The sequence below is a fragment of the Chryseobacterium luteum genome (assembly GCF_000737785.1).
Taxonomy (GTDB): domain Bacteria; phylum Bacteroidota; class Bacteroidia; order Flavobacteriales; family Weeksellaceae; genus Chryseobacterium; species Chryseobacterium luteum.
In genome coordinates, this window is the sequence record NZ_JPRO01000007.1 from 326,872 (window position 1) to 342,512 (window position 15,641).

Here is a 15,641-nt window from a genome sequence, read left to right on the forward strand (position 1 = left end):
ATTTAACATTTGTCATTGAAAAATTTATTTTCCGTTAATCGTTCATCAATACTGAAAAAATCCGCTATCCAATACCTAAACACAGGGCGTAAAATAAAACAACAAAACAAATTGAATGATAAAAAGCCATAGAGCTTTCTATGGTCTTTGTTATATCCTGTAAAAGAAAAAATGAGCCCGATTGTATATTTATTTTAAATAAAATTGATCATAAAAACAGCCCGGACAAAAAATCCGGGCTGCTGAAAAAATTATAAGTAAGAATGAAAGACTAGTTATTAAAAGTTATACCGCACTCCGAGCTGCGCCTGGAATCTGGATGCAAACTGATCAACAGTATAAGGCAGTCCCGGTGTTTTAAAGTTATAGGTAGGATCTCCGGCAGATGGCTGACCAGCTGCTACGTTTCCAACCTTTGTAAGCCCAACGCTTGCTGTAGAATTAAAAGTATTAGGGACAAAATAAACTTTACCCCAGTTTTTATTCAGCATATTGGTAAGGTTGATGATGCTTAATGAGATCTGGATGTTATTCTTAGACTTTTCGCTCAGCCTGATCTCATCCATAATTTTAAAATCAGCCTGAATATTCCACGGGGTAAAATCTCCGTTCCTTTCCGTGAACTTGCCTCTTCTGGTATTTAGATATTTATTACCACTCACGAAACTTTCATAATCAGCGATCTGCTGCTGAGCAGTTACCAGCACATTTCCTGAAGCATCTTTTATCGGAACAATATATTTTGTGGCTTCTGCTGCATCTTTAAAGATATAAGAAAGTCCTGCAGCCTGTCCTGTATTGGCAATCGTACTGTTGACAAATCCCCATGAGAAAGGATTTCCAGACTGAGCATTAAAATACACATTAGCCGATAATCTGTTGGATTTGGAAATATCAAAACCATACCCAAGATTGGCTACCACTCTGTTTTTAATCGCAAAATTGGAGGTGGTAAGCTTAGGATCATTCGGTGTCAGAGACTGGTTCATCTGCCAGTTGCTTTCCATTGAGTTTCGGATTCCGTTGGTAATATCTTTTGCGTCACCGTAGGTATAAGCAATAAAGAAATTGAACCCGAAATTATAAGATTTCGAAATCTGTGCCGTCAGGTTATAACGATAGCCTTCCTTGGTATTGGATAAAAGGTAGGCATTGGAAAAATTACTGTTGATATTGGTCGTATAAACCGGCATTTCGTGATTCTCATCATAGCTGTAATACGTTACATTATCTGTTTTGTTCACCTGCTGGAATTTCAGATCATAAAGTACTTTGGTGTAGATTCCTTCCAGGGTAAGTTTATATCCTGCGAATGTATAATCTAAGGCTAAAGAACTTCTCCATACTCTAGGCATTTTAAAATTGTTATCAATAAGATCTACCTGTACTTTGGAAGAGTTCTGCCATTTCGGAAAATTACCGCTTACCAAAGGATCTCCATTCGCTGCAAGCTGTGCAGTGGTAGGCGAATTATAATCATAACTTCCAAAACCTACTCCATCGTTGTAATAGGCATACCCCAGCCATGCAAAAGGAATTCTGCCAACAAATATTCCTGAACCTCCCCTTACCACTACAGATCGGTCTTCGGTGACATCCCAGGTAAATCCTAATCTTGGAGAAAGTGTAGGCTTGGTAAGATAATCGTTGTTTAGCTGGCTCAGCGGAGTATAAGTATAGGTGTTCCCATAATTAGGATCCATCGGAGAACTTTGTACCTGCGGACTTAAAAGAGGTTTATTAGGTAAATCAGTATAATCTAATCTTACACCAGGAGATAATCTTAATCGTCCTAAATTGATCTCATCCTGAAAATAGAGTGAAAGAAGATTCACCTTATACTGAGCATACGGATTATCGAAAATCGTCTGTCTGTTTTCACCATTAAATGGATAAGTCCCTCTTATCCTCGAAGGATTAGAATTATAAAAATCCGCTAAACTTTTATACGAAATTCTTCCATTAAGCGCATTGACAAAACCATAGTTAATGTTATATAATTCATTGTGTGTTCCTAATAAGAATGTATGATTTCCTGTTTTATAGGTCAGGTTATCCGTGATCTCAAAAGTTTTCTGTTTCATGTTAAAAACTGTAGCTTCCCTGTCATTTCCCAACAAAATAGTTCCTCCGTTATAGGCTATTTCCACCTGTGGGAACATGGCATTGCTGGAAGTAGGATCCCGGTAATCATGAATAGAAGAGTATCCTAATACTAAATTATTATTCCATTGATCATTAAAACGGCTCTTCAGTTCTAAAGTAGTTGAGGAAGACGTATTTTTCTGGATAAAATCCATACTGGCAAACCTGAAATTCGCCCCATCCCTTTCAAGATTCGATGCGTGTGAAAATACGGTATTGTTTTTAATGGATAATGTATGTTTATCATTGATTTTCCAGTCCAGTTTATTAAAAAGCTTGGCACTTTCTGAAAAATTATTGTATCCATCGAAGCTTCCTGTATTAAAGCCATATTTATTCCGTACGAAATCCGAAATCTGCTGAGTTACGGCATCATTCACCAATGCGTTTGGATCATTCGCATTATAAAATACAGGATCTCTTCTTTTCGTGTATTCAAGATTTGAAAATAAAAACACTTTGTCTTTTACGACCGGCAATCCTACCCTTCCACCATAGATAACATCTTCAAAAGCTTTCGGCATTTTTGAATTATCTCCGATCCTGTTATTTCCGGTAATGGCAGCATTTCTTCCGTAAGCATAGATCGATCCTGTTACATCATTGCTTCCGCTTCTGGTCACCGCATTAATACTTCCTCCCAGAAAGTTACCAAGTTTCACATCATACGGAGCGATATAGACCTGAACATCCTGAATAGCATCCAGACTTATAGAATTGGAGCGGGTACTGCTTCCCGGCATTCCCGAAGTTCCGGTCTGACCACCCAAAGAAGGGCTGAAGCCAATCGCGTCATTATTAATAGATCCGTCTATGGTAACGTTATTGTATCTGAAGTTTGTTCCGTTAAAAGAGTTATTGGCACTTTGCGGCACCAATTTCGTTACATCCTGAATACCTCTGTTGATATTGGGCAGGCCTGAAATCTGAGCCTGGCTGATTCCCACTCCGTTTTTAACAGTGGTTCTCTTAGAGGTGATCTTTACTTCATCAATGGTCTTTTCACCAGTCCCAATCTCCATAATGGGCAGGTCATTATTCCCAAGAGACAGCTGCAGGTTGGCATTCGTATAGACGATTTGCGATCCATCGGAAATCTCAATACGGTAAGGACCACCGGGCTGAAGATTATCTAAACTAAACTGCCCCTTAGTATTACTTTTGGTCTCAAATGCAGTATTGGTGGGAACATGAACCACTTTTACCGTCAGTTCAGAATTGACTCCTTTTAGCCTTCCAAAAATTTTAGAGGTCGTTTCCTGTGAAAATGCAAATCCAAAGGATAGTAAAGCAAAAGCACAGATCAGTTTTTTTTTCATATATTTTTCTTCTTAGTTGACAGGGCAAAATTAGACTCCCTGAACATAAAGGATGGTAACATACAATTAACATTATGTAACACAAAGTTTACTATTTCCTTAAAAAAAACTTAATGACCTCACGATATGATCTGATTTCAGAGCATATAATTAAATCAAAAACAAGTATAGCATTCATATCTGAGATTTTAATCTTATATGAACGAAATATGAACAAGTATAACAAAGCAATCAATTCCCGGGAATCAATATTTTTGAGAAGAGCTTTTTTATTTTGAAAACATCAATTATGTGGAAAGTAAGCTGGTCAAATCAATCTTTCAGCTCAACCTACCGGAACTTACACGATGAAAATTAAAACCAATACAGCAGAAATTTATAAGAAAATCATCAAAGAATAGTCTGTTTTACCATACTAGTTTGAACGAAAACCATAGATCATTCTATAGTTTTTGTTTTATATTTGTTTAAAAGTTTAATTTAAAAAGCTTCAGCTATGAAATTCGGACAAGTAGAAGACCCGTCAAAAATAGATTTCACGCTTCCTAAAGACCATTCCAGAACTAAGGAAATTTTAAACCAGAATAAAAAAGGACTTGAAAACATTTCCGTCGGGTGTGCAAAATGGAACAAAACCGACCTTAAAGGATTCTATCCTAAAGGAACCAAAGACGAATTGACCTATTATGCCAGGCAGTTTAATTCCATTGAGCTGAACGCTACTTTTTACGGTATGCCTACCCCTGAACAGGTGGCAGTCTGGAAAGAAAAAACGCCTGAAGATTTTAAATTTTTCCCGAAGATCACCAATACGGTTTCTCATTTCAGAAGGCTGATCGACGTTACTGAACCGGTAACCCAGTTTGCATCAGCAGTCATGAATTTTGAGGAAAAACTGGGGATGGCTTTTTTACAGCTTCATGATAATTTTAAACCTAAGGATTATGACAGGCTGGAGAAATTCGTGAAAGACTGGCCAAAAGAAGTTCCTCTGGCCATCGAGCTCCGAAATACGGAATGGTTTACCGATGAAGAGGTTTTCAATACTACGTGTGAGCTTTTTGAAGCCCATAATATTACCAACATTCTGGTAGATACCGCAGGAAGAAGAGATATGCTCCATATGCGCCTTACAACCCCCAACGCCTTCATAAGATATGTAGGAGCCAATGCCGAAAGTGACTATGAGAGGCTGGATGACTGGATGAAACACCTGACGAAGTGGAAAAAAGAGGGTCTTCAGAATGTGTATTTCTTTGTTCACCAGAACATTGAAAAAGCTTCCCCGCTGCTTTCCGCCTATTTTATTAAAAAGATGAATGAGGAATGGAAAACTGATCTTCATATTCCGCAAATGGCTTCTGATAATAACGGGACTCTGTTTTAACAATCAATCTGTTTAAACTTATATTTTATATAGTTGGCCAATCGCAAAGGCGCAAAGATTTTATCTGCGATAAAATTTCTAACTTTTTATTATAGAGTTTTGCTGAAAATCTTTGATTTTATTGCGTCTGAAAACATCCATACAGTTTAAAACTTTGCGCCTTTGCGATTTTCCAACAAAGAAGTTTAAACAAATTCAATAATAAAATACATTTCATTTTCCGGTAAGATTTACAAAAACTAACCGAAAAGCCGTTTTTGTTGAAAAAAATCAGTAATTTAGGGTACACTGCTGTTCGTATAGAATACGGTATTTTAAAATACAAAATGTCATGGAAAAAGAAATTTGTACAATCAGTATTACCAGTAACTGGCTTGGTGATGAATATACATTTTATGAAGATCATAAAATAAAAAGGGTCTACGATAACCACAGCCTGAACGCCAACCGCACTGAATGGCTGGAACCTCACCAGATCAGTAAGCAAAATAAAGATAAGCTTGTAAAAAGCTGTCCTGAAGAATTTAAGGAGCAGATCATGCAGATCCTGGACTATCCATGATATATGAGTAATGGGTAATGAGCAATAAGTAATGGGTAATGAGTAACGGTTTAAAAATTACTTATTCTTCATTGCTTATTTTTTTGGCCTTTCTCAGGAGCAGTACAAGATTCAGGAAGAGAAGGAGAAAGTCTAAGGATACCCAGATTCCCAGTTTTGCATTTTCATAATTATAAGCCTCTACCTGTTTTTTTGCGGTTTCAGAGAGCTTTACACTTTGATTGATATAGTTCTGGACTTCAACAATCTGATCTATATTTTTGTTCGGAACAGCATGCTGGGAGAAATACACCATGTTCTTTTTACCGAGATATCCAATGATCCAGTATTCATCGGACTTATCCATTTTAAGGTATTCTATCCTGTAATATTCCGGACGTATTTTCCCGATATGTTTAGGTTCCAGGTTTCCGCTTTTAGCGGTATCCACTTTGATCAGGTAGAAATCCAATGTCTGGGGAAGCTTATTCACCACCTGCAGTCCCACCGAATTATCCACAAAACTCACCACACTTTTTTTGATAAACCAGTATGTAAAGATTGAAATTGAAAAAACCAGTGTGAGAATACGGAACAGCTTCGCCCATTTTGCAGCCCTTCCTGATTTTACTTTAACGAAAATCAGAGAAAGAATACAAGCCCAGAAGATCACAAAAATGATAAATACCATATTGCAAAGATACTGATTTAAGATTTTTCAGAGGAATCTTAATCCACATTCCATTCTTTGAAAAACTGATCAAGAAATCCCAGCATATAATCATGTCTTTCCTGAGCCAGTTCCTTCCCTTTCCTGGTATTCATAAGGTCTTTCAAAAGCAGAAGTTTTTCGTAGAAATGGTTAATGGTTGTTCCGTTGGATTTTTTATACTCATCCTTAGACATATTCAGGCTTGGCTGAACTTCCGGATCGTACATCAGGTTGTTTTTAAAACCGCCGAAATTGAACGTCCTTCCAATCCCAATGGCTCCGATCGCATCAATACGGTCTGCATCCTGTACAATCTTAAGCTCAACCGGCAGTTCCGCCGGAACCTCACCTCTGTTTTTAAAGGAAATATTTTTAATGATAAATAAAACTTTTTCTATCACATCTTCCTGGACCTTCTGTCCTTCGAGGAATTCCCGTGCTATTTTGGGAGCTATGGTCTCGTCTCCGTTGTGAAATTTCGGATCTGCAATGTCATGCAGCAGTGCGGCAAGTTCCACAACTTCCTGACTGCAGTCTTCCGTTGCTGCTATTTTTTTTGAAAGCTTCCATACCCTTTCCATATGGTACCAGTCATGCCCTGCTTCAGCGCCTTCTAATTTTTCTTTTACAAATTCTACGGTGTTTTCAATCGTACTTTTCATTGATCTGTCAGTTCGTTTAAAATAATATTCCAGAGTTTTTTATTATAGCTTCTAAAAAAATTGATGTGCCCGATTTCTTTTTTGTCAGATTCCGAGGTTTTGACCAGCCTGTAGGAAGGTTTAAGATTAGGATATGTACTGTTTAAAAGGCTCAACACCCCTTTTTCAGTCAGCCATGCATCGTCTTCCGCGCGGATCACAAACACTTTTTGGGTCAGATTTTTAGAATAGTCATCCATTTTTTCCAACAGCCTGTTGGTTGATTTTCTGTTTAAAATTAAGGTTCTCCAGTCATATGCACAATTTTTCGGAAGACTTTCTCCAAGTCCAAACCAATTGGCCGGAAAATAGCCTAATAATCCGGTAGTTAAAGGCTGGGCAATTCCAAACCCCAGATAAGCTTCAATTTTTGTCCTGAATTTCAGGTTTCCCACAAATGCATTCTGGGTTCCCACAAAAATAAACTGATCAAACATCATGGAATCTTCATTCATCCCAAGGATCAGTGCTCCTACCGAATGTCCCAGTCCGTATTTTGTATATGCGGGAAATTCCGTTTTGATATACTGGGTCAGGGTTTTATAGTCTTCGGAACCCCAGATCCTCATGGAAGCTTTAAAACCTTTCATGTTTTCCGGTTTTGAAAGCCCGATTCCCCGGTAATCATAAGTGATGACTGTAAATCCATGTTCTGAAAAGAAGCGGGCAAATGAGAAGTACACCTGCTGTCTCACGCCCGTCGCAGAATTGATCAGAAGGAGCTTGCCATTGCTTTTTTCAGGTCTGAAAAGATGAACAGCCAGCTGTGCGTGATCTTTTGTAATAAGTTCCAGGTTTTCCATACTGTAAAAAGAAAATATCCACTATAAAAGTGGATATTTTACTTATAATTTTATGTTAAGTTTCTGACTTTCGATATGTGGCAAATAGCTTTAGGAAAAGAAATCCGACATTCTCGGAAGCCCTGTCTGTGAGCCTTTCCCTCCGGAAACCCTTGAGGAAACCTCATTCCCGAATTTCACACAGTCCTCGATAGAGTTTCCGTGGCAGAGTGCCACAGCAAATCCTGAAGTAAAGGCATCACCCATTCCCATTTTGTAAACGGTTTCATCTTTGTCATTCCTGTAATACTTCATTTCCGTCCCGTCGAAATAGATCGTCGAATTGGTATCGTCTCTTACAAAAACCTTATTGAAATATTTTTTAAGGATCTCTTCTCTTTTTTCTTCTCCGAAAACGGTATGCAGTTCACTGCTTTTTGCTACGATGAAATCTACATTTTCTATAATCCCTTCACTGATCTTCATAGCCGGTGAGGCATAAAGCCCTACTTTCTTTCCATATTTTTTAGCTTTTCTTATCGTGTATTCTACGACCTCCATTGCTACTTCAAGCTGGACAAGGATCAGGTCTACCGTGTGAAAATAACGGTCTGCATCTTCTATATGCTGTATGCTGAGACATTTGTTAGCTGCCGGAACCACTACAATAGCTGCGTTGCCGTTGCTTGTGGTTACGTATGCGGTACCGGTAGATTCTGCATCCGTTTCATAGACAAAGCCTACATTTACGTTTTCACCCACCAGATTTCTCATGATCTGCTGGCCCAAAGGATCCATTCCTACGCAACCGATAAAATAAACACTAGCTCCCAGCCTTGCTGTTCCTACCGCCTGGTTGGCACCTTTTCCTCCAAAATAACTGTCAGAATTGACGGCTAAAACCGTTTCATTGGTTTGTGGAATTTTTTCAGTTTCTAAAACCAGATCGATTGAAGAACTGCCTACAACAATAATTTTGGGTTGTTCTGATGAGAAGTTCATTAGTGTTTATGTTAGTTTTATATAATTATATTCAGAAAACTAGGTTTCAAAAATAACTAATTTAATTAACTTATCTCAATAAATTCAGTAATTATCTTTACAGGCTTCTGATCTTTGTCATACGCAATATAACTGGCATAAAAACCTTCTCCGTACCCTGTTTCGAAGGCAAAAACAGTACCCGGATGCTCATCGGCCGGCTTTAGAAATGCATACTGATCTATAGCGCCTTTCTCATCAAAGAAATACTCATGGAAAAATTCTTCATAAATGCCCATGAAATCTGCACCCTTGCTGTGGTACAATCTTTTTTCGAGTTCGTTAAGGCTGTTCTGGGTATCGGCATCCATCAGGCATCCCATCCCGCTTTCGACAGGATATCCGAAGATTTCTTCTTCACCCAGATCTTTTACGTCCTGGCCTGCAGTAACCGCCATTTTCCATTCTGCAATTTCTGCAGCACTAAAAATAATTTCTGCATACGCTACACAGTTACTTTCTCTTTCTTTATGCAGTAAAACAGAAAAATCACCCTTCGGAAATTCGGTAGTGAAGGGCTGCATATCATTGGTGATCAAAGGATCGCAGGCGATCAGCTTTCCGCTTGAAAGATAGATCTTCCCTACTTCAAAGCTCTCTAATAAGGGGCTTTCCACGAAGTTCTTTGAGAATAGTTTTTTTATGTTTTCTATGTGTGTCATTCTATTTTGTCAAACCTTCAAGGTTTTAAAAACCTTGAAGGTTTATTTATAAAGTTTTCAATTTCTCTTCTAAAATAGCAATTTTATCCTGGGCATCCTTCTGTTTCCGGCGCTCTACCTCTACAATTTCAGGCTTAGCATTGGCTACGAATTTTTCATTGGAAAGCTTCTTGTCAACAGAGATCAGGAATCCTTTTAAATAGGCCAGCTCTTCTTCAGTTTTCTTTTTCTCTTCACCCAAATCTAAATTTTCACTCAAAGGAATTGAAACTTCTGTTGATCCTACCAAGAATGTAAAGCTAGGTTTATCCGTCTTTGTTCCGAAATGAATTTCAAAAACGTTTGCCAATTTCTTAATTACAGATTCATTCGCAATTTCAGAAACGTTTGTATAAATTTCAGTGGCTTCTTTTGGAGAAATCCCTTTTGTCTGACGGTAATTTCTAATTCCTGAAATAAATTCTGCCGCAGTTTCGAAGTTCTTAATAATATCTTCGTTAAATGATTCTGATTTTTTCTGCTGAGAAATCATTAAAGCATCTTCTATTTTTCTTTCTGAAATAGTCTGCCACAATTCTTCCGTTAAGAAAGGCATGAACGGATGAAGCAGTTTCATTAATTCTTCAAATAAATAAATCGTTTTTGTATAAACTTCTTTAGAAATTCCTTCACCATAATTAGGCTTGATTGCTTCAAGATACCAACCGCAGAAATCGTCTTTAACCAGTTTTTGAATTAAATGCAGCGCGTCAGAAATTCTGAATTTTTCGAATTGATCATTAATTTCAGTTATTGATTTATTCAACTGATTTTCAAACCATTCAATTGTCTGAATTTCTGTTGAATTAGCAGGCTTATCTTCATGATTCCACATGTTGATCAATCGGAAAGCGTTCCAGATTTTTGTTCCGAAATTTCTTCCCAAATCGCAAAGCGGCGAAGTGTAAACAGCATTTTTGCCTTCCTCCATTCTCTGTTTTATCTGTTTTTCAGTTAAAACATTTCCTTCTTCATCAATCTGCTCAGAATCGAATTTCAAATCATTTCCGGCAGCAGAACTCATCATAATTCCCACTCTTACCGCATCAGCTCCATAACGCTCAATCAAATCTAACGGATCCGGTGAATTACCAAGAGATTTAGACATTTTTCTGCCAATTTTGTCTCTTACAATTCCTGTGAAATATACATTCTTGAACGGAACCTCTTTTCTGTATTCCAATCCTGCCATGATCATTCTGGCTACCCAGAAGAAGATAATATCCGGACCCGTCACCAGGTCAGAAGTTGGGTAATAATAGTTAATATCTTTATTTTCAGGATCAAGCAAACCGTCGAAAACCGACATTGGCCACAACCAAGATGAGAACCAGGTATCAAGGGCATCTTCGTCCTGTTTTAAAGTATCAGTTGTCAGTTGCTCGTTACCCGTTTTTTGCTTTGCAAGTATTAAGGCATTTTCGATGTTTTCTGCGACTACAAAATCGTTTTCGCCATCTCCATAATAGAATGCAGGGATTTGCTGCCCCCACCAAAGCTGGCGGGAAATATTCCAGTCGCGGATGTTTTCCATCCAATGCTTGTAGGTATTTTTAAACTTTTCAGGATAAAATTTAACCTCATCATCCATTACAACATCCAAAGCCGGTTTGGCAATATCAGACATTTTTAAGAACCATTGAACAGAAACTTTAGGCTCAATAACGGCGCCTGTTCTTTCTGAAGTTCCCACTTTATTGACGTAATCTTCTGCTTTTAACAAAAGATCTTTTTCTTCTAATTCTTTTGCGATCTGCTTTCTTACATCAAATCTGTTTTTTCCGGCGTAATGCTGACCATAATCATTCAAATTCCCATCATCATCCAGAGAATCAATCATCTGAAGATTGTGTTTTTGCCCGATTTCGTAGTCATTTATATCGTGGGCAGGCGTAATTTTCAAAGCACCTGTTCCGAATTCGATATCAACATATTCGTCTTCAATAATAGGAACTACCCTGTTTACGATAGGTACAATCACTTTTTTACCTTTCAGATGAGCATATCTCTCATCATTCGGATTGATACAAACCGCTGTGTCTCCGAAAATCGTTTCAGGACGCGTCGTCGCAACGGAAAGGAATTCTTCCGTGCCTTCTATTTTATATTTAAGGAAATATAATTTCCCGTTCTGCTCTTTAAATATTACTTCTTCATCGGAAATATTGGTCTTGGCTTCCGGATCCCAGTTAACCATTCTGTAGCCTCTGTAGATCAATCCTTTGTTATAAAGATCAACAAAGCTTTTGATCACCTGTTGGGAAAGTTTTTCTTCCATAGTGAAGCGGGTTCTGTCCCAGTCACATGAACAACCAAGCTTTTTCAGCTGCTCAAGAATTGTTCCGCCGTATTTATCGGTCCATTCCCAGGCATGCTTTAAGAATTCTTCGCGGGTGATATCTGATTTACTGACTCCTTCAGACTTCAGTTTAGCAACAACTTTGGCTTCAGTGGCAATTGAAGCGTGGTCTGTGCCCGGAATCCAGCAGGCATTAAAGCCCTGCATTCTTGCACGGCGGACGAGAACATCTTGAATGGTATTGTTCAGCATATGCCCCATGTGTAATATCCCCGTTACGTTTGGCGGAGGAATTACCACAGTATATGGTGGTTTTTCATTAGGCTCCGAATGGAAGTATTTGTTCTCCATCCAGAAGTTATACCATTTCTGTTCAGTTTCCTGTGGATTGTACTTTTCTGAAATCTGCATAAAATTCTATTTCTTTTTGCTTACAATTTGCAAAAATAGTCTAAAGAAAAAAAATTTTAAGTATGAATTAAAATAATTTTTAACTTTGTTTCTCAAAATTTATCTAACAAACATATTAACATTCAAGAATATGAAAAAATTAATTGCAGGAATTGCATTATTTGGAACATTTGCATTAGCATCTGCACAGACTATTACGTTTGACAAAACTACTTTTGACTACGGTACTATCAAACCAAGTGCTGACGGTACAAGATTCTTTACGGTAACAAATACAGGTGACAAGCCTCTAATCCTTTCCAATGTAAAGCCTTCTTGCGGATGTACTACTCCTGAATTCAGCCAGGATCCTATCATGCCGGGAAAATCTGCTAAGATTAAAGTAGGATACAACACTACTCTTAACGGACCTTTCAACAAAATGATCGAAGTTTTCTCTAATGACCCTGCTAACAGCAGAAGTGTAATCTACATTAAAGGTAATGTAGACGCCAACGCTCCTGAACCAAAGCCTTTAACAGCTGAAGAACAGAAAGCAGCAGCAAAAGCGGAAAAGAAAGCAGCTAAACTTGCTAAAAAAACAGCCGCAAAGTAATCTCTACTAAAAAATAAAGGAACCGTCTTCAGTGAAGACGGTTTTTTTATTACATTTAAAATAAGATTAGGTTTTAGAAGTCAGTTGAAAAAACCTCCTTAATTTCTAATTTTTCAATCTTTAAATTTTTAAATCATTAAATATTAAAAAAGCATGGACACCAATTTCTCGGACGATTTCCTGGTAAAAGGAAAGATTTCAATAAAAAAAAATTCAACGGAATATAAAGGAAAACTTACCAAAGAAGAAGGAGGGCAGTTATTAATCGCTGAAAAAGAAAAGCTGCGGGAACTTCAGGAAAAGCTTTATGCTGATGGCAGCAAATCTCTTCTCGTAATCCTCCAGGCAATGGATGCAGCGGGAAAAGACAGCCTGATAGAGCATGTTTTCGGGGGTGTAAATCCACAGGGCTGCAATGTTACCAGCTTTAAAACTCCAAGTTCAAAAGAATATTCCCACGATTTTCTGTGGAGACATTATCTGGCTCTTCCACAGAAGGGAATGATAGGCATCTTTAACCGGTCACATTATGAGAGCGTTCTGGTATGCAAGGTTCACCCTGAATATAATCTCAGTGAGAAAACATGGTCTTCCGTAAAGGATTTTGATGCTAAATTCTGGGAGAACAGGTATGAAAGCATCCGGAATTTTGAAAAGCACCTTACACAGAGCGGAACTACTGTTGTTAAAATATTTTTAAATGTTTCTAAGGACGAGCAGAAGAAAAGACTTTTAGACAGAATCAACGAGCAGGAGAAAAACTGGAAGTTTTCCGCCGCCGATCTTCCTGAAAGAGCGCTTTTCCCACAATATATGGAAGCTTATGAAACGGCCATCAACGAAACTTCAAAAGAATATGCACCATGGTATGTACTGCCTGCTGACAACAAATGGTTCGCACGGGTTGCCGCTATACAGATCATTATCGACACCCTTGAAAAGATGGACCTGAAATACCCACAGCTTTCTGAAAAAGACAAATTGGATTTACAGGAAGCTAAAAAACAGTTAGAAAAAGAATAATTCTGAATTTGTTTAAACTTCTTTGTTGGAAAATCACAAAGGCGCAAACTGTATGGATGTTTTCAGGCGCAGGGAAATCAAAGATTTTCATAATTTGTGCCTTTGCGATGGGCCAACTATATAAAGTATAAGTTTAAACAGATTTTCTGATTATATCAATTTTTGAAAGTAAATTCTGTATTATCTTTTTCCAGCTCGGCTGTCTTACGTAATTTTTATCATTCATTTTTTCGGGCAGTAAAAAGGGGATAATTTCTTTGGGAATTTTCCAAAAATCTTTTGGTGGATTTTGTTTAAATACGATAATGTATAATTTTAAGGTTTCTAAGTACCAATCCTGATGTTTATTGAAGGCAGTAACTCCGCCTAAACTCGGGAAATGATGGAGCTCTCTCTGTAAAAATATCAGGACAAAATTCTTTCCAATATTCGGTCGTATAAAGCAAGTGCATATGCCAGACTTTATCTACCATCATTGAAGGTGAAGCTCCATTTTTTGAAACGCAACATAAATAGATAAATCTTTTATATTCTTCAATGGCCAAAAGGCAGAATCGTCTTGTCCATCCTTCAGTTTGCCCCAGTTTTCTGGAAAAAGGAAGTGCAGCATCAGACTGATCTATTTGGTATTCGGCAATTCTTTTCCACAGAGGGTTTTCAGAATAATTTAATTGGGATAAAGTTAACTGTATTGAATTTAATTCCGGTTTCATAATGTGAGATATTGAGGATTAATCATTTAGTTAACAACATCCACAGGATGGAGGAGAAGTATACGTATAAATGTTCTTCTTATAATAGCAATTAATGAATTTCACAAAATCATCAATTGTCATTTGCCGTTCATAAAAATTTGTAGTATTTAATGCAAGTTTGAAATCCTTTCCCGGTTCAGAATCTACAGTCACAGAAAGTACATGATCGATGATTTGGATTTCAGAAATTTCTTTCCAAGACAGTAAATTTGATTTTCTTAAATCGGAAATACCTTTTTAAGAAACGGAAAGCACATATTTTCTGTTTTTGTTTTTGTAGATCCTGTTTTCATTAATAACCCAGCCCAAAATGACAATCATGAAAATAATGAATAAGTGAATATTCAAGTTAACCATACCCATAAAAATGAACGATACGTTTGTAAGAATTGCTGATGAACCAATTAAAACATACACAGCACAACCTGTATCATAATTTTTTGCATCTAATAGTAAAACTTCATTTTTCACTTTAATTTCTTTGAAACAAATTTGCCTAATTCATGCAATATAAAAATCTTATAAAAATCTTTTATTGTTTTAAAAAAACCTTATAAACGTCTTGTATAATTTTCAAATTTTATTCAATATTAATTTTATCACAGATAATTCGGCATGCCGACACGCTTTCATCATGTGACCGGTTTAAAAACGGCTATCAACGAAACTTCAAAAGAATATGCACCATGGTATGTACTGCTCAGACAATAAATGGTTCGCAAGAGTTGCCGCTATACAGATCATTATCGACACCCTTGAAAATATGGGTCTGAAATACCCACAGATGGGAAAAAAGGAAAAAACGGAACTGGAAGAAGCTAAAAAAACACTCGAAAGGGAATAATACATACATGTAAATTATTACATCATAGCTGGTAACACTAAAAAAATTCAACCTAAAAAACACTAAATCGTGAATAAATTATTGTTCATGTAATTTTTTTTTATAAATTTATCAAAAATTAGTTTTTATACACCAATCATTAAACTTTAGCTATGAAAAAACATTTATTATTATCAGCAATCGCTATAATAAGTCTTATTTCCTGTAATAATGAAGGAACAGCAGTCAATACCGTAGAAAGCATGAAGACTCCTCAGATGGAGAATTTTGATAAGGCTTTCAAAAGTTTGGGAGATCCGCAGAACAGGCCTACTGAAGAGGAAAAGAACAGAAACACTTCTGAGCTGAGTGACAGAAGAAAAGCTCTTCTGGTTCCGGCATCCAA

At 37.2% G+C, this 15,641-nt stretch carries 15 protein-coding genes; 7 read left to right on the top strand and 8 right to left on the bottom strand.

Annotation, left to right across the window (positions count from 1 at the left end):
* Positions 1–278: 278 nt before the first annotated feature.
* Entirely contained in the window at positions 279–3,464 is a 3,186-nt protein-coding gene (locus tag IX38_RS10850) for a TonB-dependent receptor (RefSeq protein ID WP_034704711.1), read from the bottom strand.
* 311 nt (positions 3,465–3,775) lie between these two features.
* Here IX38_RS10850 and IX38_RS23445 point away from each other — a divergent pair, with 311 nt between their 5' ends.
* The 3 genes from IX38_RS23445 (at position 3,776) to IX38_RS10860 (ending at position 5,413) form a co-directional block, all read left to right on the top strand.
* Positions 3,776–3,865 (top strand): hypothetical protein, encoded by a 90-nt coding sequence (locus IX38_RS23445; RefSeq protein WP_117585892.1) that lies wholly within the window; start codon positions 3,776–3,778, stop codon positions 3,863–3,865.
* A 95-nt stretch (positions 3,866–3,960) separates the two neighbouring features.
* A complete protein-coding gene (locus IX38_RS10855) occupies positions 3,961–4,851 on the top strand; it encodes a DUF72 domain-containing protein (protein ID WP_034704713.1) in 891 nt (296 codons plus the stop codon).
* A gap of 331 nt (positions 4,852–5,182) precedes the next feature.
* Positions 5,183–5,413: a hypothetical protein gene (locus tag IX38_RS10860; RefSeq protein WP_034704717.1), complete on the top strand. Its 231-nt coding sequence runs from the start codon at positions 5,183–5,185 to the stop codon at positions 5,411–5,413.
* 61 nt (positions 5,414–5,474) lie between these two features.
* Here the strand turns inward: IX38_RS10860 and IX38_RS10865 are convergent, their stop codons facing one another.
* From IX38_RS10865 to IX38_RS10890, 6 genes are all read right to left on the bottom strand, one after another.
* Positions 5,475–6,083, bottom strand: a complete 609-nt coding sequence (locus tag IX38_RS10865) for a hypothetical protein (RefSeq protein ID WP_051884634.1) — start codon at positions 6,081–6,083, stop codon at positions 5,475–5,477.
* Between the two features lie 38 nt (positions 6,084–6,121).
* The gene (locus tag IX38_RS10870; protein WP_034704721.1) at positions 6,122–6,766 is read right to left on the bottom strand and encodes an HD domain-containing protein; all 645 of its coding nucleotides are present in this window, start codon (positions 6,764–6,766) and stop codon (positions 6,122–6,124) included.
* The gene (locus IX38_RS10875) at positions 6,763–7,608 is read right to left on the bottom strand and encodes an alpha/beta hydrolase family protein (RefSeq protein WP_034704723.1); all 846 of its coding nucleotides are present in this window, start codon (positions 7,606–7,608) and stop codon (positions 6,763–6,765) included. The genes IX38_RS10870 and IX38_RS10875 overlap by 4 nt, the downstream gene beginning before the upstream one ends.
* Positions 7,609–7,698: 90 nt before the next feature.
* Positions 7,699–8,589, bottom strand: coding sequence for a ribokinase (locus IX38_RS10880; RefSeq protein WP_034704726.1), 891 nt, complete (start codon positions 8,587–8,589; stop codon positions 7,699–7,701).
* A gap of 65 nt (positions 8,590–8,654) precedes the next feature.
* Positions 8,655–9,290 (bottom strand): DUF4241 domain-containing protein, encoded by a 636-nt coding sequence (locus IX38_RS10885; protein WP_034704729.1) that lies wholly within the window; start codon positions 9,288–9,290, stop codon positions 8,655–8,657.
* Positions 9,291–9,336: 46 nt separating this feature from the next.
* Positions 9,337–12,039, bottom strand: coding sequence for a valine--tRNA ligase (locus IX38_RS10890; protein WP_034704732.1), 2,703 nt, complete (start codon positions 12,037–12,039; stop codon positions 9,337–9,339).
* A 130-nt stretch (positions 12,040–12,169) separates the two neighbouring features.
* Here IX38_RS10890 and IX38_RS10895 point away from each other — a divergent pair, with 130 nt between their 5' ends.
* Both IX38_RS10895 and IX38_RS10900 read left to right on the top strand, forming a co-directional pair.
* On the top strand, positions 12,170–12,634 hold the full coding sequence (locus IX38_RS10895) for a DUF1573 domain-containing protein (protein ID WP_034704735.1): 465 nt from the start codon (positions 12,170–12,172) through the stop codon (positions 12,632–12,634).
* 153 nt (positions 12,635–12,787) lie between these two features.
* Complete coding sequence (locus IX38_RS10900) at positions 12,788–13,657, top strand: polyphosphate kinase 2 family protein (RefSeq protein ID WP_034704736.1); 870 nt, start codon at positions 12,788–12,790, stop codon at positions 13,655–13,657.
* 344 nt (positions 13,658–14,001) lie between these two features.
* On the opposite strand, the gene IX38_RS10905 is transcribed toward IX38_RS10900, so the two are convergent.
* Positions 14,002–14,370 (bottom strand): glycine-rich domain-containing protein, encoded by a 369-nt coding sequence (locus IX38_RS10905; RefSeq protein ID WP_051884637.1) that lies wholly within the window; start codon positions 14,368–14,370, stop codon positions 14,002–14,004.
* Positions 14,371–15,103: 733 nt separating this feature from the next.
* Here IX38_RS10905 and IX38_RS22605 point away from each other — a divergent pair.
* Together IX38_RS22605 and IX38_RS10915 are read left to right on the top strand one after the other, a co-directional pair.
* Entirely contained in the window at positions 15,104–15,256 is a 153-nt protein-coding gene (locus IX38_RS22605; protein WP_185097678.1) for a hypothetical protein, read from the top strand.
* A gap of 152 nt (positions 15,257–15,408) precedes the next feature.
* A partial coding sequence (locus IX38_RS10915; RefSeq protein ID WP_034704741.1) for a hypothetical protein occupies positions 15,409–15,641 on the top strand: 233 nt, incomplete at its 3' end.